Consider the following 25,965-nt stretch of genomic DNA (forward strand, 5'->3'; position numbering starts at 1 on the left):
AAATTTCCGGACCCCCGGCTGCTTATCAACCGTTCGGTCGATTATCGAAAATGGGGTAGGCTCGGCACTTCGGATTATATGAGGCTGCGTAGCTCATCCGTGTTCATAGAGTAGATTTTGCTATTATTCGGAGTATTTCCGATATGGTCGACGATACTCGCTTCGGCGAGCTCGTCCATCCAATTTCGCACCGTCCGGTCCGTACAGTCGTCTCCGACGAGCTCGTAAAGCTCAGATGTCGTAATTTCGATTTCCTCCTCGGGATACCGCTCCACAAGGGGCTTTACGAGGGTGTCAATGGCATTCTCCGGGACCGGCGGGTCGATAAACTCCTCCCAGGAGACGAACTCGTCAATAGGGAGCTCGGTCGGCACGTTCGAGAGGAGATAGATATGCACGGGGTCGTCCGAAAGAATCGGTCGTGGACGGTGAACGGCTTGTACGAATTCGTTTTCTCGGACCTCTCGAAACAACGTCCCCGTCAACCCGGTGAACGCTTTCGTCTGGACTGTCCATCCGTGCGATTTTCCCGGAGGCCGAATGATATCTCGTTGAATCGGAGGATAGGGCGACTCCTCCCAACTACTCCGTTCTTCGCCACCTACCTCGATGTCGGGATGAGTTTCCGCTAAGAGTTCGGCCTCTCGTCGGAGGTCGTCTATCCGAGGGTGAAGTGCGCCGATGCACATTACGGCATCGCAGTCCATCATCGAGTTTAGCCCTCGTAACGCGCCCCAGTTCTCGACGACCCCGTTATCGGGGAAATCAAAATGATATTCAAGAGACTGTTTAATGACGAAGAGCGGTTTGCTATGTTTCCGTCCGGCCATGTCGATGGAGCGTTGAATCCGTCGTGCGAGCCTTCTATCCTCTTGAGCTGCCTTTTTGATGATTCCTGCGTGATACTGCCCATTCGAAATCTGCGTCACACGGGCATTCATCTCAATCGGCTCATCGCCGGTCACAATTATCTCGTCTTCCGAGACCCCGTAGGCAGCGGCGAGTTTCTCGACTTCGCCGGTAGCATCAAGAACGAGGATATCCTTCGGCATCTCGTCGTAGCCGGTCATCGACATAAACTTCAGTCGATAGTCTACGGAGGTAGAACGAGTGGCCGCATCGAAAGCGAATGAACTCGTTCGATGGCGCGAGCGCCTACCTGGGGGGCGGAGAATGGAATTAGAGTCCCTCTCCCAGTCACAGTCCTCTGATTCACATCTACCGCCAGCAGTAACTACACCACATCTCGGACAATAATGTAGGGTAGCCGGTCCCGCAATTGCCTCTTTGCATGCGGTCGGTGCGAACCCGGTTTCCGCTATCGCTGCAAGAATAGCATCAAAGCAGGGCTGGGTTCCATTCCAGTTGTCTCGGACCTGTGAGTCGAGGGCTTCATTATATGCAACTTTGAGTTCGGTTAGTGTCTCGGCAGTATCGTTCTCTATCTCGACCTTCGGCTGCGCACACGCTGATAGATTTCCGCTGTCAATTCCATTTTTCAACTCGGTTTCTATCCAGTCCGCAATCGGGTTTGCGAGAGGGTCCGAAAGTCCATTGAGGAGGTCCGCCGCCTTCTGGAGGTCGGCGGTCGTCCATACGGCGATATCCCGTTTGAAACGTGGTGTCTCGTCAATGATAATGTCTCGCTCGTCCTCAAACCGCTCCTGATACTCGTGAACGCCCACAATCCACCGATTCTCGTCCACACGGTCGAACTGGTGTGACCATTGACACTCCCACCCTATCCCCGGCGTCATCAGGTGGGCATACTCATGGTCAACGAGCGCTGCAAGAATTTCGAACCGCTCGCGGATATCGTCATCCGAGTCGCGCTCGTATACCGGACACATCAATTCTTTCTCATCCCCATGCTGTTCACAGGGTTCATTACCGGCGTCCATGCAACACGTATGCACGGGCTGGTTCATCCCTTTAAGATGGAAGTAGGCGTCTTCATCGATATTATCATCCGTAAGGAAATCCCGTACCTTCCGGTGCGTATTGAATAGGAAGGCGTGTGGCCGGTCGAGATTCGCAGCGGCGAGTCCGAAGCTTACCGTCTTCCCTATCCCCGGACTATACTTACAAAGCATCGGCCTCTCTGCTTGGATGAATTGAGGATAGAACTCCGATTCAATCTGGTCACGGCGTTCTTGAATATTCGGAGGCTGAAAATCTCGCGTTTTCGGGTAGGTCGGTCGAATTGTTTCCGGTTTCCATGTAATCCCTTTCTCCTTCAGTTGCTCTTGCGTACGAACCTGTATATCGAGGGCCATCGGTTCGCCGCGTTCGCGAAGCCCGAGTTCAATCGATGCTAGTCGGAGAGGCCAAGGAAAGGCGTCGTGACTAAGAGTGCTCACGTTCCCTTCTGCCTCCTTAGAGGACCACAGTCGGTGTTTCGAGGATGAAACCATTCATCCGACCGACCGCCTACCTCCCTCAGCGTGTCAATTCTTTGGGTCTGCTTCTGACGTGATGTGTTCTTTCGGTTGGTTTCGTTCATGGCTGCCAGCAGATGTCGCTGACGAGACGGCCATGAATCGGAAGACGAGAGCCCGAACCGGATACCTTCTTATACCCGGGACCTTTACTAGTGGTAGAGGCTATCGCCTTACGGGCATGGCCTACCCGCGTTTCAGATACTTTGTCGGTCGAGGCGATTGGGACCCGCACGACCGACCGCTTTCTCCGAACTACTTCCAGATAGTGTCGTTAGCTGTCTTCGCCATATCTCTCAGCCCACATTGAGATTAGCTCGTCAAAGGTTCGGTCCCCTTTCTTCTCTTTGACGTTTTGATAGGTGTCGGCGTACACCGGGATGGGCGATTGTCGTTTTCCCATATGTGGAACTAATACGATAGCGGATATAAATCTAACTTTGTTCGATTATTGTTCGGAATTACTTTTCATGTTCAAGAATTCCTCCGGGGTAGGGGCGAGAATCTACGATATGGGGTTTCTCTACAATGGGGGACACTATTTAAAACGAAACTGCCGACTCAGAATAGTTATTTCCCTGTCAGAAGTAGCCCTACCACCCGAAAATCTCTTTGCCCATATTTCCGTCATTAACACTAATGGCCGATACTAGCGGATGGATGGTTCGCGCAGGAAATGATAACGAGTTGGTTGACGAGTTTACGGAAGAGTCAATCGCTGCAATCGGATGGGAGGAAGTAGGCGACCTTTCTAGTGCTACGACTCGCGAAGAAGTGAAAGCCCGATATCGGGATGCAAACCCGAATCACTCTAACTACCGGGTAGCCGTGAATGCAGGCCAACTTTTTCGGTTTGCGCATGTCATGGAGGAAGGCGACCTCGTTTTGACATATGATAAGTCTACCCGCGTATATCACGTTGGGACCGTTGAAGGGTCCTATTTATGGAAACCGAATGGCTATCCGGAAAGCTATCCCCATGTTCGTAGAGTAAATTGGTCGCAGACCGTTTCACGAGATGAATTTAGCACTCCTGTTAAGAACACCCTCGGCAGTGTTCTCACGGTCTTCTCGCTTGATGACCGGCTCGATAAAATTGAGACCGTTCTTTCCGGAGAGCAGGACGACGATGTAGACGAAGAAGATGATGAAGAGACACCACCTTACTTCCAAGAGGTACAGGCGACCGCAGAAGAGCTAATTTCAGATATTATCGCGAGCATCGACCCCTTCGATTTCGAGGAACTCGTTGCGGCCCTTCTACGGGCAATGGGGTACGACGCGACGACGACTACCAGTGGCCCCGACCAGGGTGTAGATGTCGTCGCTCATCCAGACGCTCTCGGGTTTGAAGCGCCGTATATTAAGGTACAGGTGAAGCATCGACGAAGTTCAACTGGCGGTCCGGATATGCGGGAATTTAACGGTACCCTCGGGTCGGGTGAGAAAGGGCTCTATATCTCTACTGGCGGCTTCACAAGCGACGCTGAACAGGCCGCCGAAAATACCTCTCAGCGCGTCACACTCCTCGATAGGGACGATTTCATTGACCTTCTCCTCCAACACTACGAAGACCTCGAACCGGAATATCAGTCGATGGTTCCGCTCAAGCGAGTGTACATCCCAACTGAACAGTAAAAGGGATAGTGCTGAACAGATGGCGCGCATTCCGTGAAGACAATATAAGGGTTGAGAGTTCCTCTAGTGCCATAATGAGGCTGAGTGAAACCAATCTACGGAGGCTTCGCGACCTTTGTTTGGAACATTACAGGGAGGAAGAGTCGAATATTCGGTCTATCATCCTGTATGGCGGAGCCGCAAAGAACTTTGTAGGCGATGAACACGAACCGGGAGATTTCGATTTAAACGTGTTCTTCTCAGACCAGGCCAGTATCAGTTCCACACATGGACGGCCGGAAATCATCGGGGAATACGATGACTTGGAGGTAGAGGTCATGCGGAATAGAGTACCGGATGGAATGAGTGTAAGGCAGTATGTCGAAGCTCAAGATTCTAAACGCTGGCGTAGGATTAGAGAAGAACCAATTGTCTGCATCTACCCCGGCATTAAACGAGAAACATGGGAGTGAAGGTATCGTTTACCTTACCTCGTTGTTGGATTGCTGGTTGACTGGAGGACTAGCAGTCCCTTCACCTCATTCGGTCGAGCGCATCCCGGCCACCGCCCCTACAAAAGCGAAGAGAGTCCGGATTCGTTGCAAAGAGGTGGTCCCTACTGGTCGAGAGGATGTCCTTTAATCGGATTAGGGTCGTCAGAATAAATCATCCAGTGTTGCTGCGTTTTTTAACTTTCCTAAATCCGTATATCTATGCGAGGTAAGCCTGGTGTTGCCCCGTCCAATTGTAGGCTTTAACAGACGGAACGAATTTTCTACCAAATTTAAAACCTTTCCGCCGTTCTCGGGTGAACCATATCCATCTAATGTGTACTCTAAGTCCACCTCTGATGGGTTCAAGATATCTTTTATTTTTCCGAAATGCTGCACCCTTTGTGTATCCCGGCTATATAGTGCCAGGTATTGCGGGTTCTCTGCTACTCGTGGATATCCAAATGCGTTGTTAATCTGGATGAAGGATAAGCTACAGCCTCCTTTAGGAGTAATAACTACACTATCCGATTCCCTACCCTGTAGAGTTGCACGAATGGCTGGGCTTGTTGGCTGAATGTTTGGACTAGAATTAACCCACTCGGAGCGAGCGTGGAAATAAAACCCCACTATTACCGAAACACCAATAGCATAAAGAGAGACGCTTGATGCGATAAATCCCGCAATGATAAAATATATACCGACAGCCAAGATAAGGGCAATAGAGAGATATTCCCATATTGGAATTCGACCACCGTCATATTGGAATGTATCGTCCCCTAATTCCCATTCAATATACCCTCTTCTTATGTTTTCTAATAGGGAAGAATAGATAGTTAGGATTTCAGCAAGAGTAAATTCGCCCGTCGGAATGGATTCTGATTGCAGGAGCCCTACCCTGATAAGGTCTAAGAAGTTCCTAAATCCCTGTTCACCAAACTCAGAAAAGGAGACGTTGTCTCTTACACGGCTTTGAAGACCCTCAAACTTTTCACCAGACCAAATAACCTCTTCATTTATTTCGTCATTCACCTCATATTCTCCCATAACTAACTCTATATCCTCTATATGGGCTTCTAACGCTTCGACTACCCTTGTAAACTGCTTTGAAGAATACTTCGTCCGTCGATAAAGATGACGTACTAAGGGACTTGGTGATTCAAGACTATCTTCGAATTCTGTAAAAACCCCATACAGTTCTGAAAGATATTCTATATGGGCAGAAGTATCAGTTAATAATTGTGGCAGGTTGACCGTTCTTCCAAAATTTTCTAAAGTAACAACGGGAGGAATTTCCTCAATCTCATCCTCGAAATTCGCCATGAGAGTTCTGAACTGTTAAAATGCAATAATACTTTCTCTATCCTCCACGAAAACAGTAGAAGTCAGCCCTACCCCATTCTATTCAGTGCGTCTTTCCGGTCTTCTACTGGCGTTTGGTCGTAGCGCATCGTCGTCTCCGGGCTTTTATGCCGAAGTTGTGCTTGTGCCGCCGCCAGGTCTTCTTCACGAGTCATATAGGTGCCAACCGAGTGGCGAATCGCATACCAGCTCATCTTTCGATTCTCGGTCGGAATCCCTGCGATGTCACAGAGGCGGTGGAGCACGTAGATGAGTGACTGCGACGAGTATGGATTCCCCTCCCGAGTGAGCCATAATGCATCGGTCGTCTCGTAGGTGTCGTGGAGGTCACGCTCGTTCAACCATCGGTCGAGTGCCGTCGCTGTTCGGTCGGTGACACCAACAATCCAGTTCTCCCGATTCTTCGTCGATTCGTCCTTTGGAATCCGAAGGACTGCGTTCTCCGTATCCACCCACTGCGTCGTGGCCCGGCCTACCTCGATTGGTCGAAGTCCTGCATCGAGACTCGTCCAGACCATACTTGGGATTTTCCAGCCGTTCGCACGGTCCCACTCGGCCTTCGTCACTTCCGATTTCGGCTTCTCAAACCGTTGCGCGAGATGGACTTTCCACTCATCACGCTCCGTCGGCGTTAACCCATTGTAGGTCGGAATTGACCCGTATTCTAAGGCAGCTTCACGGATTTGCTTCCGTTCCTCGATAGTGAGGTAGTCGCGGGCTTGAGTGGCGGACTGCGAGAATGTATGCGTCGGCTCCCACTCGATTTCGTCGCCGAGTTCGTGTCGTCGCCACTTGAAGAGTCGCTGGAGGCATTTCTGTGTACTCGCCATATGCCCGTTACTATACTCGCTCTCGGCGTAGATGAGGCTCGTGACGTAGCGCTCGGCGTCGTCGGAGCCTACCTCCGTCGTATACCCCTCGCGGTCGTCCCATACCCATCTGTAGAATTTGTCGGCCTTCTGCGCGACCTGTCGTACCGTCGTCCGAGCGTAGCCCTCGGCTTTTTCCGGCTCCTTGCCGAAGTGACGAAGCCACTTGATGAGGCTCGTTTTGTGCTCCTCGTAGTCAACGAGTTGTCGGTCGTTGAGGCGTGCGCGAGTTGGTCGATTCACGACGGGAATGCCGTCAATCGTCGGTGATTTTTCGGCCATCCCTACGCCCTCTGTCGATTCGGCCGACGCCGGATTTGATATGAGCCTAACAATTCTCCGAATCGCTGTACGGCGGAGGGTTCGAAATTTGAACCCGGTGTATAAGCTTCGATTGGCATGTTCCGTTCACGTCCTACGGAACCAGAAAACTACGGGACGGGGATTAGTTACAGATGCGCCGACCGGGAGTTGAACCCGGGCTATGAGCTTGGGAAGCTCATGTCCTACCACTAGACCACCGGCGCTCACTCGTTCGCACCGAGCATCGACGGACTTCGCCCGTCTCAACACCGGCGCGCGCTGCGTTCGCGTTCCAACGTATCGTTCCCCGCCACTTCAACGTAGCGCTTCAACCCAACCCTGTACCCCGCGCAGGTCTGCCCATTCGTCCAGAAATCTCGGCCTGACACACGTCTTTTAATCGTCGCTCGCGTAGTCAGTCACATGATAGACCTGCGACTCTCGGAGTCCGAACTCGAAGCACGCCGGAACCACCTCGTCGAGTTCATCCGCGACCGGGCCGACGCCGCGGGCACCGACCGGGCGGTCCTCGGACTCTCGGGGGGAATCGACAGCACGCTCACGGCCTACCTCGCGGTCGAGGCGCTCGGCGAGGAGAACCTCCACGGACTCGTGATGCCGGGCGAGGTCAGCCGCGAGGACAACATGAGCGACGCCGAGTGGGTCGCACAGGAGTTGGGCATCCCCTACGACGTGTTCGAGATAAACCCCATCGTGGACCAGTTCCTCGACGCCTACACCGAGGCCGAGGGAGACCAGTTGGCGGTCGGCAACGCCCGCGCTCGGACTCGCGGCGTCCTGAACTACCTCGTCGCCAACCACGAGAACGCGCTGGTGCTAGGCACCGGCAACCGGAGCGAGGCGCTGGTGGGCTACTTCACGAAGTACGGCGACGGCGCGGTCGACTGCCACCCCATCGGGAACCTCTACAAACAGCAGGTCCGCCAACTCGCGGCGCACGTCGGCGTTCCCGAGGAACTGGTCGAGAAGCCCCCGACCGCCGGACTCTGGGCGGGCCAGACCGACGAGGAGGAGTTGGGCATCGACTACGACAGCCTCGACGCCGTCCTCGCGCTCAACGTCGACGGTCCGCTCTCCGTCGCCGCCACCGCCCGCGAACTCGGCGACGTGACCGAGGAACAGGTCAGGTCGATACGAGAGATGTACGAGCGCAGCGAACACAAGCGCCGCGTCCCGCCCGCGCCCGAACCGCTCGACTGACGGGCCCACCATCGAAACCGACCGCCGAACTACCCGGACGCGTTCGCCACGATTCGAATCCGGTCGCCCTTCTTCAGAACGTACTCGGTGGGTCGCACCGACTCGCCGTTCACCGTCACTCTCGCCGTCTCGTCCGACTCGTCGCCGTAGGTCGTCCCCCGAAAGGTGACGGTCCCGTTCGTCACGTCGATGCCGAGCGTCTGCATCGCCCACGCGAGCGTCACTCGTTCGGCGTGGACGTGCCAGCGCTCGCCCTCGCCGTTCTCGAAGTGGAAGGCGTCGGCCTGCAACTGGAACCGCTGGCGACCGAAGTCGAGTTCCTGCCCGCCGATGGTCGCGTTGATGGTCCCGTGGTAGTGGACCGACCCCACCGCTCGCGGCTGGGTGAGACCGCTCGCATCGGTCGTGCCCGCCGTATCGGCCGCGCTACCGGCGCCGCCCGCACCGCCGCCCGAGAAGAACAGCAGGTACGCCAGCAGGACGCCGATGGCGAGCGCGCCGACAGCGCCGCCGTACATCGCGACGGTCGGAGCGTCGTCGTCGGAGTCCAGTTCCGTCACGCGGCGCTGTTCTATCGGTCCGAGGTCGTCGCCGTGGTCGTCCCGGAGGTGGCGCAGATAGGTCTCCTCGTCGTCGAAGGTCGCTCCGCAGTAGTCACACCGCTCCCCCGTGTCGGACTCCCCCTCCATGGCATCCGCGTACGCGCCAGAACCATTCAGTCTTTGCGCCAACTCGGCGGGTCGGGCCCTCGGCCTCCGTGCGCCGGGCGACCGACCTCGAAGCGAGTCCAGACCGTCACGTCGAGCGGACTCGCGGCCGACAGCCGACTCGGCTCCGGCCGAGGTTGGATTCCCGCGTTCCGTCACGGGGTTTATCACCACCCGAACCGTAGCGAACCCTGAATGGGTTCGACCGACCCGCCCGCCGACGGTCCATCGCTGGAGCGACTCAGTGCCGTATTTCGCGTCTACGAGGCCCGCCGCGACGGCGACCGGCTGGTGTACTACGGCGAACCGCTGGTCTCCCGCGAGCGACTGCTGGAAGCCGCGTGGCCTCTCTTCCGCGAACACGGCTACGAGGTGCAACTGACCACCGAGACCGGCGAGTACGTCCTCGTCGCCGAACCCGCCGACAACAGCATCGACGGGATTCCGTGGACGAACGTCGCGCTGTTCGTGCTGACGATACTCTCGACGCTGTACGCCGGGCGAGCGTGGTACCACATCGACAACCTCGGGCAGGACCCGCTGGCGATTCTCCAAGCGTGGCCGTTCACCGCAGCGGTCCTCGGCGTCCTGCTGACCCACGAACTCGGCCACTACGTCATGACGCGCTATCACGGCGTGGACGCGAGTCTGCCCTACTTCATTCCGATGCCCAGCCTCATCGGGACCATGGGCGCGGTCATCCGGATGAAGGGCCAGATGCCCGACCGCGAGGCGCTGTTCGACATCGGCGTCGCCGGACCGCTCGCGGGACTGGCGGCCACCGTCGTCGTGACCGCCATCGGTCTCTCGCTCCCGCCCGAGACGGTCCCACAGAGCGTGATGACCGGTCCGAACACGATTCAGATAGAGTTCGGCTACCCGCCGCTGCTCGAGTTCATCGCCGCGGTTCTGGGCGAACCGACGACCTACCCGCCGGGCCAGTCGGTCAATCCGGTCGTCATCGGCGGCTGGGTCGGGATGTTCATCACCTTCCTCAACCTCATCCCGGTCGGCCAACTCGACGGCGGCCACATCGTCCGCGCGATTCTCGGCGAGCAACAGGAGCGCCTCGCCGCGCTCGTCCCGGTGGCGCTCTTCGGACTGGCGGCCTACGTCTTCTACATCGAGGAGGTCAGCAACGCCTCGGTGCTGTGGGTGTTCTGGGGGCTACTGGCGACCTACGTGGCCTACGTCGGCCCGGCCAACCCCATCGACGAGGAGGGACTGGACCCCAAGCGCAAGGCCGTGGGCATCCTGACGTTCGTTCTCGGCATCCTCTGCTTCACGCCGGTTCCCATAGAGATAATCGCGTAGCGCGGGCGTGACCGCTCGGGGAACTGCGCGCCGTCACCGACGACGGACCGAACTTGTCGTCACCGACGACTGAGAAACTTCCGAGTCGCCGGAACGCCGCCCGTCTACTCTCCGCCGTGCGTGTACCCGCGGTCGGCCAGCGGCTCGCCGTCCATCTCGACGCCCGACTCCGTCACCTCGCCGACGACCGAAATCGGCGTCGGCGACGACTCCCGGACCGCCGCGAGGTCGCGCTCGGGGACGGTGAACACCAACTCGAAGTCCTCGCCGAAGAAGACCGACAGCTCCCGGCGCTCGGTCTCGTCGTCGGCCACCTCGCGGACCGACTCGTCCACCGGGAGCGCGTCCGCGTCGACCGCGAAGCCGCAGTCGCTCGCCTCGGCGAGTTGGTGGAGCGACCGCGCGAGGCCGTCGCTGGAGTCCATCATCGCGGTGGCGTGCGGGGCGACGGCGCGGCCCGCCTCGACTCTCGGCTCGAATCGGAACAGGTCGTTGGCGCGCTCGACGGCCTCGGGTTCCGCGCCACCGTCTCCGGTCGCATCGCGCTCGAACAGTCGGAGCGCCGCGCCGGTGCGCCCGAGCGTGCCCGTCACGCAGACGCGCTCGCCCGGACTCGCGCCCGACCGGCGCACCGGGTCGTCGGTCCGGCCGAGCGCGGTGGTCGCGGCGGTGAACTCCCGGCTCTCGTCCAAGTCGCCGCCGACGTACTCCGCGCCGACCGCCTCGCAGACGTCGCTCGCGCCCGCGACGAACTCCCCGAGGTCGGCCTCCGAGAACTCCGGCGCGGCGTAAACTGCCACCGCGGCGGTGGCCTCGGCGCCCATCGCGGCCACGTCCGACAGCGACGCGCCGACCGACCGCCAGCCGGCGGTGTACCGGGTGGTCCCGGCCGGGAAGTCGGTCGTCTCGTGGAGCATGTCGGTGGTCAGGACTTGCCCGTCCACGACCGCCGCGTCGTCGCCCGCGTGAGAGAGTCTGTCGCCGAGAAACGACAGTGCGGCCCGCTCGTCCATGTCCGGTAGTTGTCGGGTGGACGTGAAAGGTCTGCGGTCTCGACGTCGGACGCGGACTGTCCGCGTGTCGCCCGTCGCCGACGCCGTGTGAACCTCTCGCTAATGCTGGCGGCCGTCTCCGGTGGCTTCAAGCCGCGGCCGGTCGTCGGTCGGAGTCGATGGACGTAGACCTCGGGGACGCGCGCTCGATACTCGTCGGGTTCGGCGCCGGCGTCGTCGTCCTGCTGGCGCTGTACTCGGTCGTCGGACTGGAGGACGTGCTGTCGGCGCTCTCGCAGGCCGACCCCGGCATCTTCGCGATGGTCTGCGTGGTATCGGTCTGCTGGCTGTTCGCGTGGGGACTCGCGCTTCGGACCGTCCTCGGAGTCGTGGCGGTCGAGGTGACGGTCTGGCGCTCGTTCCTCCTGCTCGCGGGCGCGACGTTCGCCAACAACGTCACGCCGTTCGGGCAGGCCGGCGGCGAACCGTTCAGCGCCCTGCTGGTCTCGCGCTCGACCGGCATCAAGTACGAGAACGGGCTGGCGGTGGTCGCCAGCGTCGACACGCTCAACTTCGTGCCCTCCATCTCGTTCGCGCTGTTGGGCGTCGGCTACTACGCCACGCGGTTCACAGTGGGCGACCGGGTGGGGTTCGCGGCCGTCGCGCTCCTCGCGCTGGCGCTCGCGGTCCCGGCGGTCGCCTACCTCGGGTGGCGCAATCGCCACCGCGTCGCGGACCTCGTGATTCGGGCGGCGGTGCCGGCGGCCCGGCTAATCGGCCGGTTCGTCCCGCGGTTCGAACCGCCACAGGAGTCGCAGGTCCGGGACCGCATCGGGGGCTTCTTCGCCGCGCTGGAGCGAGTCGGGGGCGACCACCACAAGTTGGCGCTCGCGCTGTCGTTCTCGGCGCTCGGGTGGCTCCTGCTCTCGGTGTCGCTGTGGCTCTCGCTCGGCGCGCTCGGGTACTGGGTCCCGTTCGCGGCCGCGCTGTTCATCGTCCCGCTCGGGAGCGTCGCCAGCATCACGCCGCTCCCGGGCGGACTCGGCGGAGTCGAGGCCGCGCTGGTCCTGCTCATCGTTCCCATCACCGGCGTCGACGCCGGGACCGCGGCGGCCGCGGCGGTCCTCCACCGCGGGGCGACCTACGTGCTCCCGGTCCTGCTCGGCGGGAGCGCCACCGCGATGCTGGAGGCCGACAACGCCCACGGGTCGGCCAGCGACTGACGGTCGAGAGACGGACGACCGGACGACCAACGGCCGGGCGCGCGACGCCTCGCTCACCGACCCGCCACGTTCCGTAACGATGCCTTTAAACGCCGCGGAAAGGAATTCGTGGGTATGACGACGCTCTACGACGTTCCCGCGGACGACCTCATCGACGCGGTCGCCGCGAAACTGGAGGACCGAATCGAAGAACCCGACTGGGCAGAGTACGCCACGACCGGCGAGAGCAAGGAACTGCCGCCCGAACAGGAGGACTTCTGGTTCCGCCGCGCCGCCAGCCTGCTCCGGAAGGTCGCGACCGACGGCCCGGTCGGCGTCGAGCGCCTCTCGACCGAGTACGGCGACAAGAAGGGCGGCTCGAACCGCTATCAGGTCGCGCCCGAACACCGCTCGGACGGAAGTCGGAACATCATCCGCACCATCCTTCAGCAACTCGAAGACGAGGACCTCGTGGACACCGAGGGAAGCGCTGGCCGCATCGTGACCAGCGACGGTCGCAGTCTGCTCGACGACACCGCGGGCGAGGTCATGGAGGACCTCGACCGGCCGGAACTCGAACGCTACGCCTGAGCGACGGGCGCGAACCCATTCTCGGTAACCCACTGACCAGCGTCGCCGCTCCGTAATCATTTTTGGCCGCGGGCGTTAACTACGAGACAACACATGAGCGACCAGCCCGACGACGAGCGACTCGAAGAACTCCGCAAGAAGAAGATGCAAGAGATGCAGGAGCAGTCCGACCAGGGCGAGGCCCAAGAGCAGGCCCAGCAGCAGGCCGACGCCCAGAAGCAGGCGATGCTCCGCAAGCACCTCACCGACGGCGCGCGCAAGCGCCTCAACTCCGTCCGCATGAGCAAGCCCGACTTCGCGGACCAAGTGGAGCGACAGGTCCTCGCGCTCGCCCAGAGCGGCCGCGTCAGCGGCAAGATAGACGAGGACAAGATGAAGGAACTCCTCCGAGAACTCAAGCCCGATTCGAAGAGCTTCAACATCCGGCGTCGCTGAGATGGACCTCGGGTTACTCTACAGCGGCGGGAAAGACTCGACGCTCGCCGCCCTCCTGCTCGAAGACTTCTACGACGTGACGCTCGTCACGGCCACGTTCGGCGTCGGAGACGCGTGGGACCACGCGCGCCGGACCGCCGAGGAACTACGCTTCGACTTCGAGACCGTCGAGTTGGACGATAGCGTGGCCGCGGAAGCCGTCGAACGGATGGTCGAAGACGGCTACCCTCGAAACGGCATCCAGCAGGTCCACCTCCACGCGCTGGAGCGAGTCGCCGAGATGGACTTCGAGGCGGTGGCCGACGGGACCCGACGCGACGACCGGGTGCCCTCCGTCTCGCGGGCGCAGGCCCAGAGCCTCGAAGACCGCCACGGCATCGACTACATCGTCCCGCTGGCGGGGTTCGGCCGCGGGGCGGTCGATTCGCTCGTCGAGGAGACCCTCGACGTGACGACCGGGCCGAGCGAGGAGATTCCGAAGGCCGACTACGAGGACGAACTCCGCGACCTGCTGGCCGACGAACACGGTGAGGAGGCCGTCGCCGAAGTGTTCCCCGAACACACCCAGACCTACGTGACGAGCTTGAGTTGAAAGACAGACAGTTTTTACAGTCGCGTTCGACGCTCGTCGCATGAACCGTTTCGCCCTCGCACTCGCGGCGTTACTCGTCGTCGCCGGATGCTCGGCTCCGACGACGCAGGGGCCGACCCCGAACGACCGCGCGCTCGAAACCCGGACGCCGACCTCCGGACCGAACGCCCTTCCGGTGAACGAGAGCCGGATTTTCGACCGCGTGACCGGTCTGATGGAGACCGACGCCGCGCGGCCGTCGCTTCGGACCGTTCCGGCTACCGAAGTCGGTGTGGACTACGTCGGACAGCTCGACCCCTCCTACCGACTCCTGCTCGGCGCCGAGGGAAGCGAGAATCGCACGCCCCAAGCGTATTACGACCGCGAGGCGAACCGCGTGACGGTCGTCCTCCACGACGGCGTGCCCGCCGGGGAGACCACCGAGACCGGACTGGCAGTCGTCCTCGCTCACGAGTACGGCCATGCGGTCCAGTTCAGCGACCCGTCCCTCCGGGAGAGTCTCACCGGTCCGTCGGACCACTCGACGGACGGACGCCGGACGTACAGGGCGCTGGTCGAGGGCGGCGCGGTGTTCGTCGCCGACGAGTACGCCGACCGATACCGACCGAGCGCCGACGCGACCGGAGAGATGGCTCGGGAATACCGGAACGAGTCGGCGACCGGTCGGTTCGTCCGCGGGCCGTACTGGTTCGGCGGCCGGTACTTCGACCGGCGACTCGACTCGCCCGCCAACCTGAGCCGCGTCTACCGGACCCCGCCGAACACGACCGAGCAGGTGATTCACGGCTACGCGCCGAGGGCCGAACCGCCCGCGAGGCTCCGCGTCTCGGTCGAGAAGAGCGACGACTTCGGCGTCGGCAACGAGGACACGGCGGGCGAGTTGTTCGTCCGCGACCTGCTGGGCGCACGTCTCACCGAGTCGCGGGCGGCCGCCGCCGCGGCCGGATGGGGCAACGACCGTCTCGTCACGCTCTGGAACTACGACGCGAACGAGTCGGGCCAACGCAACTTCGTCTGGGCGCTCCGGTGGGACGACGAACGAAACGCCACCCAGTTCTCCCGGGCGTTCGCCGACTACGCAGACGCTCGCGGCGAACGCCTCGGCGACCGGCGGTGGCGGATGGCCGACGAACAGTTCCGCCTCGTCCGCGCCAGCGACCGGTCGGTGGTCCTAGTCGTCGGCGCCCCCGAGACGGTCCGGAAGGTCCGCGCGACCGCAGACGGCGGAAACGTCTCGGTTTCGGTCGCGTCGGAGTGAACGGTCGCATCGGAGTGAGCGACCGCAGACGCCGCCTCGGTCGGCGGTCGGCAAGCGCGACGCGAAGTAAAAGTTTCAAGCGCGCGCTCGCCCAACGCTTCCCCATGTACGACCGCATCAAGGGCTTCCGCGACTTCTACCCCGGCGAGATGGGCGCGCGCCGCGAGATGTTCGACACCGTCGAAGCGACCGCGCGCCAGTACGGCTTCCGGGAGGTCGGGACGCCCGCGCTCGAACGGACCCAGATGTACGTCGACAAGAGCGGCGAGGAAATCGTCGAAGAACTGTACAGCTTCGAGGACCAAGGCGGCCGGGACGTGGCGCTGACGCCGGAACTCACGCCGACGGTCGCTCGCATGGTCGTGGCGAAACAGCAGGAGCTCAGTAAGCCAATCAAGTGGTTCTCGTCCCGACCGTTCTGGCGCTACGAGGAGCCCCAGAGCGGCCGCAAGCGGGAGTTCTACCAGACCAACGTGGACATCTTCGGGTCGTCAGCGCCCGAGTCGGACGCCGAACTACTGGCGTGCGCGGCCGACGCGCTGACCGGCCTCGGCCTCACGAGCGACGACTTCGAGTTCCGGGTCAGCCACCGCGACATCCTCGGCGGCCTGCTCGAGGCCTTCGACGCGGACGTGGACACCGAGGCCGCGATTCGCGCGGTGGACAAAAACGAGAAGGTCGGCGACGACGAGTTCTACGGCCTGCTGAACGACGCCGGACTCTCCTACGAGCAGGCCCGGGAGTTCGACGACCTGCTGGACACTCCCGAGGACGAACTCGACGACCTCGTGGCGTTCGCCGGGACCGACCGGGTCGAGACTGCGGTCGAGAACCTGACCGAGGTTCTGGACGCCGCCGCGGACTTCGGCGCGCGCGACTACTGCACGCTCTCGCTGGACACCGCCCGCGGACTCGACTACTACACCGGCGTGGTGTTCGAGTGCTTCGACTCGACCGGCGACGTGAACCGGTCTATCTTCGGCGGCGGACGCTACGACGACCTCATCGAGGGCTTCGGCGGTCAGCCGACCCCCGCGGTCGGGTTCGCGGTCGGTGACGCGACGCTGACGCTCCTCCTGCAGCGCGCGGGCGTCTGGCCAGACGAGGAGCTTTCGACCGACTACTACGTCCTGCAGGTCGGCGACACCCGCGACGTGGCGGCCGAGGTGACGCGAGAACTCCGCGACGAGGGCCACGTGGTCGAGACCGACGTGTCGGGCCGGAGTTTCGGCGCGCAACTCGACTACGCCGACTCCATCGGCGCGGAGACGGTCGTCATCGTCGGCGAACAGGACCTCGCGGACGGGAACGTGACGGTCAAGGACATGGATTCGGGCGAGCAGACGCAGGTCCCGGTCGAGGAGTTCCCGCCGGAAGGCGAGTCGCGGCCGACCTACGAGGACTTCGAGTAGGTCGCGGGTTCAACCTTTTTGTCGGCATCCCGCATACTCCGGGGTATGAACGAGCGTTCGGTCCGGTTCGAGAAGAAGACGCTCCTCGCGGCGCTGTCGATACTCACGTTCGGTCTGACGGCGTTGTTCGCGGTCGTCGGACTGGAGTTCCTCGTGCCGACCACGTTCGTCCTCGGATTCTTCATCGTGGTCCCGCTGGTCGCGCTGCTCGGCGACTCGCTGCCGATGGTGGAGACCGCGGTCGACGGCGTCGAGGTCGAGCGGTCCGACGACTTCGGGGAGGGTCCGATAGACGAACTCCGAGCGCGCTACGCGCGCGGCGAACTCACCGACGAGGAGTTCGAGCGCCGACTCGAACGACTGCTGGAGACCGAGGACGCCGCGGCGAGTCGGACGACCGAGCGAGTGTTCGACCGGGAGTGAGCGACGGCCGGAGAAGACTCGCAAGCGACCGTTCGGGGCTCGCAGTCACGGCTGGCGGTGGGGCGAACAGACGGCACGAGCGACACGCGGAGAGGAGCGCCGTACTCCCGCTGGCCTCCCCGCGGCGGTGTTCAGGTCACGGACCGACTTCGCCCCGTCTTCGGATTTAAATCCTCGCGCGGACGGCGGCGGACCCGTCCGCTCTCCGAATAGCGTTCTTCGTCCCGATTGCGTTGGCGTGACACATTAGCCGGCGCGAGCGTGCGTTCGTTTATTGGGGAAATATATACACTCATAAGAATTGTATATAGGATTGTTTAGGACATATAAATATTGTTCTGGCCACGGACGCCGTCGTCCGGCGACCGTTCCGCCGATTTAAATACGTCGGCCACCGACGACGAACCGATGCGCGCGTTTCGAGTCGCCTACGACGGTCGTCCGTTCCGGGGCTTCCAGCGCCAACCCGACGTTCCGACCGTCGAGGACGCCATCTTCGACGCGGCGAACGCGCTCGGCGCCGCCGACGGGAAACCGGAGGGCTACGCCGCGGCGGGGCGGACCGACGCCGGGGTGTCGGCGGTGGCCCAGACCGTCGCGTTCGAGTGCCCCGAGTGGCTGACGCCCGCCGCGCTGAACAGCGAACTCCCCGCCAGCGTCCGGGCGTGGGCGAGCGCCGACGCGCCCGCCGACTTCCACGCGACCCACGACGCCGAGTCGCGGACGTACGTCTACCACTGCTACGCGCCCGACGCCGACCGCTCGCGGGCCGAGGACGCCCTCGCGCGACTCTCCGGCCGGAACGACTTCTACAACCTCACGCCGGACGACGAGAACACGGTGCGGGAGTTGCACGCCGAGGTGCGGCGGGACGCCGACTATCTGGTGTTCACCCTGCGAGCGGGCGGGTTCGTCCGCGAGATGGTCCGGCGCGTGGTCTCGCTCGTCCGGGCGGTGGCGACCGGCGACGCCCCGCTGGCGAAGGTAGAGCGCGTCCTCGGCCCGGAGCGAATCGACGGTCCCGAAGGCGTCGCGCCCGCTCCGGCCTACCCGCTGGTGCTGGTCGACGCGCGGTATCCGATGCTCGAGTTCGCAGTGGACGAGGACGCCGCCGCGAGTACTCGCGAGATTTTCGAGGGGCTGCGCGAGGAACGCGCCACGGGCGCTCGCGTGGCCGAGGAAATCGCCCGACGAACGTAGTTCCGCGCGCCGGTCGCGGGGACGACGGCCGGTCCCGAACTGGTTGGGCAGTGAAACTATTGACGCTCGCGCCGAACCGGCGACGATGGTCGACTGCGAGATGGACCGGGAGTGCGACCGACTGGCGACCCGCCGACTCCGCATCGAGTACCCCCGCGGGGAGACCTGCGACGAGTACTACTGCGACGGCCACGCGCGGACGGTCACCGAGGAGTTCGACCTGAACGAGGTCGAAATCGTCGAGACCGAGTCGCTGCTGTGACGCCCGCGCTCGCTACTCCCACCCCTCGGGCCAGATACCCGCCGCCTTCATCCCCTCCTCGTAGTCCCCCGAGCGCAGGTTCCCTGCGACCGCCGACGGACTCGGCCGGGGAATCTCGTCGGTCCGGGCCAACTCCCTGACCAACAGCGCGGTCAGCATCGCGTGTTCCCGGAGGTTTCGGTCGTCGACCTTGTCGCGCGTGTCGGCGTGGGTGTGACCCCACCCGCGGCCGCGCGCGCCGTTCCCGCCCGCACCCGCCGCGGCGGGTTGGGACGCGCGCTCGCTGTGGAGTTGGAGCGCGGGCACGCCGCGCTTCAGGAACGGCCAGTGGTCGCTGAACGGGTGGACCTGCTCGCGGACCGAAATCGGCTGGTTCGCCTCGTCGGCGACCGACGCGACGAGTTCCTCCATCGTCTCCGAGCCGTGGGTGTGGGCGCGCAGGTCGCGGAACCGGCCCGCACCGTCCACGTTCACGACCGCGCGCACGTCGTCGAGGGCCATTCTCTCGGCGAGCGCGTCCGCCCCGAGCAGGCCGGTCTCCTCACAGCCGACCCCCGCGACCCGGACTTTCACGTCGAGGTCCATCTCGGCGAGGAGGTGGGCCGCCGCCACGACCACGGTGATGCCGCAACCGTTGTCGAGTGCACCCTCCGCGATGTCGTGAGCGTCGTGGTGGCCGACGACGAGAATCTCCTCGTCGGTGTCGGGACCGAGCGTCCCGTGGGCGTTGTGACTCGTGCCGGGCGTCGTCTCGGCGTCCACCCGGAGCGCGGCCCGCGCACCGCGCTCGGCGTAGTCGGTCAGCCACTCGCCGGTTTCGAGGCTGACGCCGACCGCCGGAATCGCGGCCTCGCGGTCGAACCGGAGCGACCCCGTCGGCGGTAACTGGCCGGGCGTGTGGTTCCGGAAGACGAACGCCTCCGCGCCCGCCGCGGCGGCGTGGCCGAACTTCTCCATGCGGTGGATGAACCGCGACCCCTCGGGCGTCGTCGTGGACGCGACCACGATTTTCCCCTCCACGTCCACCGCGTCGAGTTCGTCGGGCGTGCCGTAGCCGGCGTCGACGAGTTCGCCGCGGACTTCGCCCGCCGGCGAGTAGGGGAGCGCGATGGTCTCGAACGACCGCTCGACCGGGTCGGTGACGGCGAGTTCGGCGTCGCCGCGCGACCAGCGGTTCATCTCGAACGACTCGACTTCGACCGCCCGCGCGCCGGCGCGCTCGAACCCCTCGGCAACGAGGTCGGCGGCCCGGCGCTCGCCGGGCGAGCCGCCCATGCGGTCGCCGATTTCGGTTAGCCGCGTCAGGAACGCCCACGGGTAGTCGTCGCACCACGCCTCGCCCAGCGCGGCGGCAGTGTCCGGGTCCATGGACGGGGAGTGCGGTCCGGACGGTGAAAAGTCCCGGGCCGCGCTACGGCGACTGTCGGAACACGCATTCCGAATGACAAAGGCTTACATCCGGGGTTTCCTAATCAGACGGTATGAGTTCGGTTCCCGAACGGTCGGAGATAGACACCGAGTACAAGTGGGATCTGGAGAGCATCTACGCGACCGACGACGAGTGGGAGGCGGCCTACGAGGAGGTGGAGGAGCGCCTCGACGAACTGGCCGACTACGAGGGTCGAGTCACCGAGGACGGCGAGACCCTGCTGTCGGTCCTCGAACTCCGGGAGGACGTCTCCCGACGCGTCGAGAAAATCGCCAACTACGCCCGCATGCGGAAGGACGAGAACACCGCCGACCAGCACTATCAGGCGCTGGCCTCGCGCGGGATGTCGCTGGCCTCGGAGGCCAACAGCGCGAGCAGTTTCGTCGAACCCGAGATTCAGAGCCTCGACGGCGACGAACTCGACCGGATGATAGAGGAGACCGCCGGACTCGAGACCTACGACCACTACCTCCACGACGTGCTTCGGACCGCCGAACACACCCGGTCGGCCGAAGTCGAGAACGTGCTGGCCGAACTCGGCGAAGTCACCGGCGCGTCGGGCGACATCTACAGCATGCTGATGAACTCCGACTTGGAGTTCCCGACCGTCGAGAAACCCGACGGCGACGCGGTCGAAATCACCCAGAGCAACCTCACGAAACTCCTGAAGAACCCCGACCGCGAGTTCCGCCGGACCGTCTACGAGTCGTTCTTCGACAGACTCGGCGAGTTCCACAACACCATCGGCACCTCCTACAAGAACAGCGTGAAGGCCGACGTGCGCCTCGCGCAGATTCGGGACTACGAGACCGCCCGCGAGGCCGCGATGGACGGTCCGAACGTCCCGGCCGAGGTGTACGACAACCTCGTGGACACGGTCCGGGACAACCTCGACAAACTCCACCGCCACGCCGAACTCAAGCGCGAGAGTCTGGGCGTGGACGAACTCCGGATGTGGGACCTCTACATGCCCATGACCGAGACCGAGACCCCCGACGTGGAGTACGAGCAGGCCCGCCAGTACGTCGTGGAGGCGCTGGGAGCGCTCGGCGACGACTACCAGAACCGGGTCGAGGAAGGATTCGAGTCCCGGTGGGTGGACGTGTACGAGACCGAGAACAAGCGCTCGGGCGCGTACAGCAGCGGCACCTACGACACCCAGCCGTTCATCCTGATGAACTATCAGGACGACATCTCCTCGATGTTCACGCTGGCCCACGAACTCGGCCACTCGCTCCACAGCCAACTCACGAGCGAGAATCAGCCGTACGTCTACGGCGACTACGAAATCTTCGTCGCGGAGGTCGCCAGCACCGTCAACGAGGCGCTGTTGACCCGCCACCTGCTCGACACCGTCGAGGACCCCACCTTCCGGCGCCACGTCCTCAACGAGTATCTGGAGCGGTTCCGCTCGACGCTCTACCGCCAGACCATGTTCGCGGACTTCGAGCATCGCGCCCACCAGCTGGTCGAGGACGGCGAGGCGCTCACGGCCGGCAAGGCCGACGAAATCTACGGCGAACTCAAAGAGGAGTTCTACGAACCCGCGGTCGTGGACGACCGCATCGCCCGCGAGTGGGCGCGGATTCCCCACTTCTACCGACCCTACTACGTCTACCAGTACAGCACCGGCATCAGCGCGGCCGTCGCGCTCGCCGACGGGATTCTGAACGAGGGCGACGACGCGGCGGACCGCTACCTCGAGTTCCTCCAGAGCGGGTCCCGAGACTACCCCCTCGAACTGCTCCGGACCGCGGGCGTCGACATGTCCTCGCCCGAACCCATCCAGCGCGCGCTCGACGTGTACGACGACCACCTCGACGAGATGGAATCGCTCATCTGAGGCGGTCGCGCGGAGTCGATAGCTCCCGGCGGTACACCGTTCGCCTCGACGCTCTTCCGGACGAATTCCGACCTCTCGATACCGCTGGCCGGAGCGGGGGAGAACGGCGACCGACGCGGGCAGAGTGACAGCGACGAAAGGCTTTTTTGCGGTGAAACGTCCGCGACCCAAAGGCACTTTTAAGCTGGTAGCCTAAGAACAGGTACCAAGATGTCGCGTAGCCCACCTCTCCCCGACCAACCGACACTCGAAATCGACCCCGACATGACAGACCGGGAGCGACTGGCGGCGCTCCGGGAACACTTCGCCGATATCGTGGAAGTCAACGCCACGCTCGAAGAGCGACTCGACGACGCCCGCGAGCGACGCGAGAACCTCCGCGAGGAGGTCGACAAACTCGAACGCGAGAACGAGACGCTGAAGACCACCTCGCTGTACGTCGCCACCGCCGAGGAACTCACCGACGAGGGCATCGTCATCAAACAGCACGGCAACAATCAGGAGGTGCTGACCGAGGTCTCGCCCAAACTCCGCGAACAGATAGAGTCGGGCGACCGCGTGGCGGTCAACGACTCCTTCACGGTCCAGACCGTGCTGGAGGCCGAGAAGGACGCTCGGGCCCAAGCGATGGAAATCGACGAGTCGCCCGACGTGACCTACGACGAAATCGGCGGTCTCGAAGAGCAGACCCGCGAGGTCCGCGAGGCGGTCGAGCAACCGCTCGAGAACCCCGAGCAGTTCGAGACGGTCGGTATCGAACCGCCGAGCGGCGTCCTGCTCCACGGCCCGCCGGGCACCGGCAAGACGATGCTGGCGAAGGCCGTCGCCAACCAGACCGACGCCACCTTCATCAAGATGGCCGGGTCCGAACTCGTCCAGAAGTTCATCGGCGAGGGCGCGAAGTTAGTCCGGGACCTCTTCGAGTTGGCGAGCCAGCGCGAACCCGCCATCGTCTTCATCGACGAAATCGACGCGGTCGGCTCGAAGCGCACCGACTCGAAGACCTCGGGCGACGCCGAGGTCCAGCGGACGATGATGCAACTGCTCAGCGAGATGGACGGCTTCGAGGACCGCGGTGAGATTCGCATCATCGCCGCGACCAACCGCTTCGACATGCTCGACCGCGCCATCCTCCGGCCCGGCCGCTTCGACCGCCTCATCGAAGTGCCCGAACCCGACGAGGAGGCCCGGCGCAGAATCCTCGACATCCACACCCGCGACATGACCATCGCCGACGACGTGGAGTTCGACGAACTCGCCAAGGCGACCGAGGGCAAGAGCGGCGCGGACATCGAGAGTCTGGCGACCGAGGCGGGCATGTTCGCCATCCGCGACGAGCGCACCGAGGTCCGTCAGTCTGACTTCGAGGACGCGCTCGAGAAGATGGACGAGAGCGACGAGACCGGCATCGTCACCGACGGGTCGCTTCCGAGCTACGCCTACTGAGCGTCGGGTTTCGGGGACTTCGACGCTTCTCCGGTTCCGTCGAGTCGCTTCGCTGTGTTCTGGCTACGCGGCGCTCGGTGGCCCGCGCCACCGTTCGCTCGACGGGACGCTCTCTGTCTGCGGTACGCTTTTCGAAGACCCTCAGCGACGCGTCTCGCGAGAAGGGCTACACTCGGCGATGCGGAAACGATAAAGCGGCGAGAACGAGGTTTCGGCGAGGTCTCAGTCGTCGTCCACGACCACTTCGACCGGGGCCTCCTCGGCGGTCATCTGGCCCTGCTCGCCCTTGCGCTCGTGCCAGAGGAGCGCGCCCGCGACCGCCAGTACGATCCACGAGCGCCAGTTGGCGAGGTTGAGCGTGTAGCCGATGCCGAAGGGCTTCTCGACCAGCATGCCCTCGTCGGGTTTCCAGTACGACGAGAGCATGCGTCCGATGCTCGGTCGCTCGAAGTTGTACGGCACGCCGAATAGCTCGCCGGTGCTGGGCTTGTCTGCCATGCGAGAAGCGTACGTCGGAAAGGAATAAAGTGCTTTGGCTACGGCCTCGGACGCTCGCGCCGCGGACGATTCCCTAGCGGGTCGAGAACAGTGAGCGATTGCCGACGCCGCGGTGAGTCGGCCGTGAAGCCGAACGCGAGAAGTTTCGAGACGGGGTGGGCGAGGACCCGACTCCGAGGTTCACGGGGTTCACGACTCCCGCCGGTCGGCGATGGCGTCCGCGTGGCGTTCGACGAGGCGGCCGAAGACCTCGGCCTCCCGGCGCTCGCGGCGGTTCGCCGGGGCGTCGTCGCGCATCCGCGCTTTGACCGCCCGGAGCGTCTCGGGGTCGTTGGCCGCGAGTTCGTCGGCGACCGCTCGCGGGTCGTCGGTCACGCGCGAGACCAGACCCATCCGGAGCGCGGTCTCGGCGTCCACGGTCCGGCCCGAGAGCGCGAGGTCGAGCGCCGCTCCCTCGCCGACGACTCGGGGTAGGCGGACGGTCCCGCCCCACGCCCCGAACAGGCCGAGTTTCACGCCGGGTTCCGCGAAGGTCGCCTCGGGCGTGGCGACCCGGAGGTCGGCGGCGAGCGCCAACTCGACGCCGCCGCCGCGGGCCGCGCCGTCGATGCCCGCGACGACCGCGCTCTCGGCCTCCTCGACGGCGTCGGCGACCCGCTGGCCGTGCTCGGCGAACGCCTCCGCGGACGCCCGGTCGAGGTCGGCGACCACGTCGAGGTCCGCACCCGCGCAGAACGCCGGACCCGCGCCCCGGAGGTAGACGACCGGTTGGTCGGCCCCGCTGACGGCGGCTTCGAGCGCATCGAGGGCGTCGGGAGTGAGCGCGTTGCGTCGGTCGGGTCGGTCGAGCGTCACGACGCGGACCCGGTCGCGGTCCAAAATTCGAATCGCTGACGTATCAGATGCCACGGCTGGTCACGTTCGCATCTCGGAGTCGCTTTCCAAAGGTCTTTGGCGATTCCGTCATAAGACCCGGCTAATGGAAGCGGCCGTCCGGGCACGAAAAGCAGGACGACAGGCGGTGCGAGACGTCTCGCCCGACCCCCTTCGCGAACGCATCCGCACCCTTCTCGACGAGTCGGCGATGGTGCCGGGGGTGCTGGCGCTCGCGTCCGCACGCGCAGTCGAGGGCGCGGGCCGAGCGAGCGTCGCCCCGGAGACGTCCGACAGCGACGGGGAGAGTCGAGCGAACGGAACCGGCCCGACGGGAGCGACCGTCGGTCGAACCGGGAGCGAGGCCGGGCGTGCGGGAAGCGCCGCCGGAGCGGTCGGGGTCGAGGAGCGCGCCGCCGGCGTTCAACTCATCTACGAGGGACTGCGACTCACCCGCGCTCTCGCCGACGACCCGCCGTGGGAGCGCGACTCGGCACACACCGACAGCAACATCGACATCCTCGCGGCCGACGTGATGGTCGCCCGCGGATTCTCGCTGCTGGCCCGGACCGAGGCCGCCGACAAGGCGGTCGAGACCGTCCAGTCGTTCGGCCGCGACGAGACCGACGACCAGCAGGGTCGGGCGGTTTCGGCCCACGCGCTGGAGACCGACGTCTTCGAACTCGCGGTCGTCGCGGGCACCACCGCGTTCGGTTCGGACCCCTCCGACGCGCTGGTCGCGTACGCCGGGGAACTCGCCGAATCGCTCGACGGCGACCGGCCGGAACCGCCCGAGTCCATCGCGGAAGCGGTCGAGCAGGCGGTCGCCGACGCGCCGAATCCCCGGCGGTTCGGCCCGGCGGAGGACCCCCGGCCGTCGGCGACCGACCCGTGACTCGTATTCCCGTGCCCTATCGTGAATCGAAACGCCTAAAGAGGTTTCCGGGCATATCATGAAATGCGCCGAAGTAGCGGAGTGCGCCTGGGTAGCTTAGAGGTAAAGCGCGTCCTTGGTAAGGACGAGAGCCCGGGTTCAAATCCCGGCCTAGGCTTGTATTTTCCCGCGTCGTTACTGTTCGCCAACGTCCCGTTTCCTCGTGTCGCTGGGAGTTGTCCGACGAGGCGAACGAGCGATTCGCCGTTCTCTATTTCGGACACGTGGTCGGGTTACGCTGACTTTCTATGGA

General features: G+C 63.4%; 25 protein-coding genes and 2 tRNA genes. 17 read left to right on the forward strand and 10 right to left on the reverse strand.

Annotation, left to right across the window (positions count from 1 at the left end):
- Positions 1–74: 74 nt before the first annotated feature.
- Positions 75–2,276 carry a hypothetical protein gene (locus M0R89_RS04420; protein ID WP_248651356.1) on the reverse strand — a complete coding sequence of 734 codons (2,202 nt, stop codon included), beginning with the start codon at positions 2,274–2,276 and terminating at the stop codon, positions 75–77.
- Positions 2,277–2,712: 436 nt separating this feature from the next.
- Positions 2,713–2,841 (reverse strand): hypothetical protein, encoded by a 129-nt coding sequence (locus M0R89_RS23290; RefSeq protein ID WP_256478488.1) that lies wholly within the window; start codon positions 2,839–2,841, stop codon positions 2,713–2,715.
- A 236-nt stretch (positions 2,842–3,077) separates the two neighbouring features.
- On the opposite strand from M0R89_RS23290, the gene M0R89_RS04425 reads away from it, so the two are divergent.
- Positions 3,078–4,076, forward strand: a complete 999-nt coding sequence (locus M0R89_RS04425; RefSeq protein WP_248651357.1) for a restriction endonuclease — start codon at positions 3,078–3,080, stop codon at positions 4,074–4,076.
- Between the two features lie 74 nt (positions 4,077–4,150).
- Positions 4,151–4,528: a hypothetical protein gene (locus M0R89_RS04430; RefSeq protein ID WP_248651358.1), complete on the forward strand. Its 378-nt coding sequence runs from the start codon at positions 4,151–4,153 to the stop codon at positions 4,526–4,528.
- 183 nt (positions 4,529–4,711) lie between these two features.
- Here M0R89_RS04430 and M0R89_RS04435 read toward each other — a convergent pair whose 3' ends face one another.
- The 3 genes from M0R89_RS04435 to M0R89_RS04445 all read right to left on the reverse strand — a co-directional run bounded on the left by M0R89_RS04435 (position 4,712) and on the right by M0R89_RS04445 (position 7,304).
- On the reverse strand, positions 4,712–5,869 hold the full coding sequence (locus M0R89_RS04435) for a hypothetical protein (RefSeq protein WP_248651359.1): 1,158 nt from the start codon (positions 5,867–5,869) through the stop codon (positions 4,712–4,714).
- A 68-nt stretch (positions 5,870–5,937) separates the two neighbouring features.
- Positions 5,938–7,059: a tyrosine-type recombinase/integrase gene (locus M0R89_RS04440; protein ID WP_248651360.1), complete on the reverse strand. Its 1,122-nt coding sequence runs from the start codon at positions 7,057–7,059 to the stop codon at positions 5,938–5,940.
- Between the two features lie 174 nt (positions 7,060–7,233).
- Positions 7,234–7,304, reverse strand: a tRNA-Gly gene (locus M0R89_RS04445).
- A gap of 199 nt (positions 7,305–7,503) precedes the next feature.
- On the opposite strand from M0R89_RS04445, the gene M0R89_RS04450 reads away from it, so the two are divergent.
- Entirely contained in the window at positions 7,504–8,301 is a 798-nt protein-coding gene (locus tag M0R89_RS04450; protein WP_248651361.1) for an NAD+ synthase, read from the forward strand.
- 29 nt (positions 8,302–8,330) lie between these two features.
- Here the strand turns inward: M0R89_RS04450 and M0R89_RS04455 are convergent, their stop codons facing one another.
- Positions 8,331–8,990: a C2H2-type zinc finger protein gene (locus tag M0R89_RS04455; RefSeq protein WP_248651362.1), complete on the reverse strand. Its 660-nt coding sequence runs from the start codon at positions 8,988–8,990 to the stop codon at positions 8,331–8,333.
- A gap of 213 nt (positions 8,991–9,203) precedes the next feature.
- Between M0R89_RS04455 and M0R89_RS04460 the strand changes: the two genes are divergently transcribed.
- A complete protein-coding gene (locus M0R89_RS04460) occupies positions 9,204–10,322 on the forward strand; it encodes a site-2 protease family protein (RefSeq protein ID WP_248651363.1) in 1,119 nt (372 codons plus the stop codon).
- Positions 10,323–10,426: 104 nt separating this feature from the next.
- Here the strand turns inward: M0R89_RS04460 and thiL are convergent, their stop codons facing one another.
- Complete coding sequence (thiL, locus tag M0R89_RS04465) at positions 10,427–11,335, reverse strand: thiamine-phosphate kinase (RefSeq protein ID WP_248651364.1); 909 nt, start codon at positions 11,333–11,335, stop codon at positions 10,427–10,429.
- A 158-nt stretch (positions 11,336–11,493) separates the two neighbouring features.
- Here thiL and M0R89_RS04470 point away from each other — a divergent pair, with 158 nt between their 5' ends.
- From M0R89_RS04470 to M0R89_RS04510, 9 genes are all read left to right on the forward strand, one after another.
- Complete coding sequence (locus tag M0R89_RS04470) at positions 11,494–12,537, forward strand: lysylphosphatidylglycerol synthase transmembrane domain-containing protein (protein WP_248651365.1); 1,044 nt, start codon at positions 11,494–11,496, stop codon at positions 12,535–12,537.
- Between the two features lie 114 nt (positions 12,538–12,651).
- Entirely contained in the window at positions 12,652–13,107 is a 456-nt protein-coding gene (locus M0R89_RS04475) for a 30S ribosomal protein S19e (protein WP_248651366.1), read from the forward strand.
- A 93-nt stretch (positions 13,108–13,200) separates the two neighbouring features.
- Entirely contained in the window at positions 13,201–13,542 is a 342-nt protein-coding gene (locus M0R89_RS04480) for a DNA-binding protein (RefSeq protein ID WP_248651367.1), read from the forward strand.
- A gap of 1 nt (position 13,543) precedes the next feature.
- Positions 13,544–14,134 (forward strand): DUF7411 family protein, encoded by a 591-nt coding sequence (locus M0R89_RS04485; protein WP_248651368.1) that lies wholly within the window; start codon positions 13,544–13,546, stop codon positions 14,132–14,134.
- A 40-nt stretch (positions 14,135–14,174) separates the two neighbouring features.
- The gene (locus tag M0R89_RS04490; protein WP_248651369.1) at positions 14,175–15,392 is read left to right on the forward strand and encodes a hypothetical protein; all 1,218 of its coding nucleotides are present in this window, start codon (positions 14,175–14,177) and stop codon (positions 15,390–15,392) included.
- Positions 15,393–15,496: 104 nt separating this feature from the next.
- Positions 15,497–16,804, forward strand: coding sequence for a histidine--tRNA ligase (hisS, locus tag M0R89_RS04495; protein WP_248651370.1), 1,308 nt, complete (start codon positions 15,497–15,499; stop codon positions 16,802–16,804).
- 45 nt (positions 16,805–16,849) lie between these two features.
- Positions 16,850–17,227, forward strand: coding sequence for an SHOCT domain-containing protein (locus M0R89_RS04500; protein ID WP_248651371.1), 378 nt, complete (start codon positions 16,850–16,852; stop codon positions 17,225–17,227).
- A 408-nt stretch (positions 17,228–17,635) separates the two neighbouring features.
- A complete protein-coding gene (gene truA, locus M0R89_RS04505) occupies positions 17,636–18,427 on the forward strand; it encodes a tRNA pseudouridine(38-40) synthase TruA (RefSeq protein ID WP_248651372.1) in 792 nt (263 codons plus the stop codon).
- An 85-nt stretch (positions 18,428–18,512) separates the two neighbouring features.
- Positions 18,513–18,689, forward strand: a complete 177-nt coding sequence (locus M0R89_RS04510) for a hypothetical protein (RefSeq protein ID WP_248651373.1) — start codon at positions 18,513–18,515, stop codon at positions 18,687–18,689.
- Between the two features lie 12 nt (positions 18,690–18,701).
- Here the strand turns inward: M0R89_RS04510 and M0R89_RS04515 are convergent, their stop codons facing one another.
- Entirely contained in the window at positions 18,702–20,057 is a 1,356-nt protein-coding gene (locus M0R89_RS04515) for a M28 family peptidase (RefSeq protein WP_248651374.1), read from the reverse strand.
- Positions 20,058–20,170: 113 nt separating this feature from the next.
- Between M0R89_RS04515 and pepF the strand changes: the two genes are divergently transcribed.
- Both pepF and pan2 read left to right on the forward strand, forming a co-directional pair.
- Positions 20,171–21,961: an oligoendopeptidase F gene (gene pepF, locus M0R89_RS04520; RefSeq protein WP_248651375.1), complete on the forward strand. Its 1,791-nt coding sequence runs from the start codon at positions 20,171–20,173 to the stop codon at positions 21,959–21,961.
- 210 nt (positions 21,962–22,171) lie between these two features.
- On the forward strand, positions 22,172–23,407 hold the full coding sequence (gene pan2 / locus M0R89_RS04525) for a proteasome-activating nucleotidase Pan2 (protein ID WP_248651376.1): 1,236 nt from the start codon (positions 22,172–22,174) through the stop codon (positions 23,405–23,407).
- 222 nt (positions 23,408–23,629) lie between these two features.
- On the opposite strand, the gene M0R89_RS04530 is transcribed toward pan2, so the two are convergent.
- Together M0R89_RS04530 and M0R89_RS04535 are read right to left on the reverse strand one after the other, a co-directional pair.
- On the reverse strand, positions 23,630–23,905 hold the full coding sequence (locus tag M0R89_RS04530) for a DUF5808 domain-containing protein (protein WP_248651377.1): 276 nt from the start codon (positions 23,903–23,905) through the stop codon (positions 23,630–23,632).
- Between the two features lie 189 nt (positions 23,906–24,094).
- On the reverse strand, positions 24,095–24,814 hold the full coding sequence (locus tag M0R89_RS04535) for an enoyl-CoA hydratase/isomerase family protein (RefSeq protein WP_248651378.1): 720 nt from the start codon (positions 24,812–24,814) through the stop codon (positions 24,095–24,097).
- Positions 24,815–24,884: 70 nt separating this feature from the next.
- Here M0R89_RS04535 and M0R89_RS04540 point away from each other — a divergent pair, with 70 nt between their 5' ends.
- Positions 24,885–25,673, forward strand: coding sequence for a DUF7114 family protein (locus M0R89_RS04540; protein ID WP_368408852.1), 789 nt, complete (start codon positions 24,885–24,887; stop codon positions 25,671–25,673).
- 85 nt (positions 25,674–25,758) lie between these two features.
- A tRNA-Thr gene (locus M0R89_RS04545) sits at positions 25,759–25,830 on the forward strand.
- Positions 25,831–25,965 lie beyond the last annotated feature (135 nt).

It is taken from the genome of Halorussus limi (genome assembly GCF_023238205.1).
Lineage (GTDB): Archaea > Halobacteriota > Halobacteria > Halobacteriales > Haladaptataceae > Halorussus > Halorussus limi.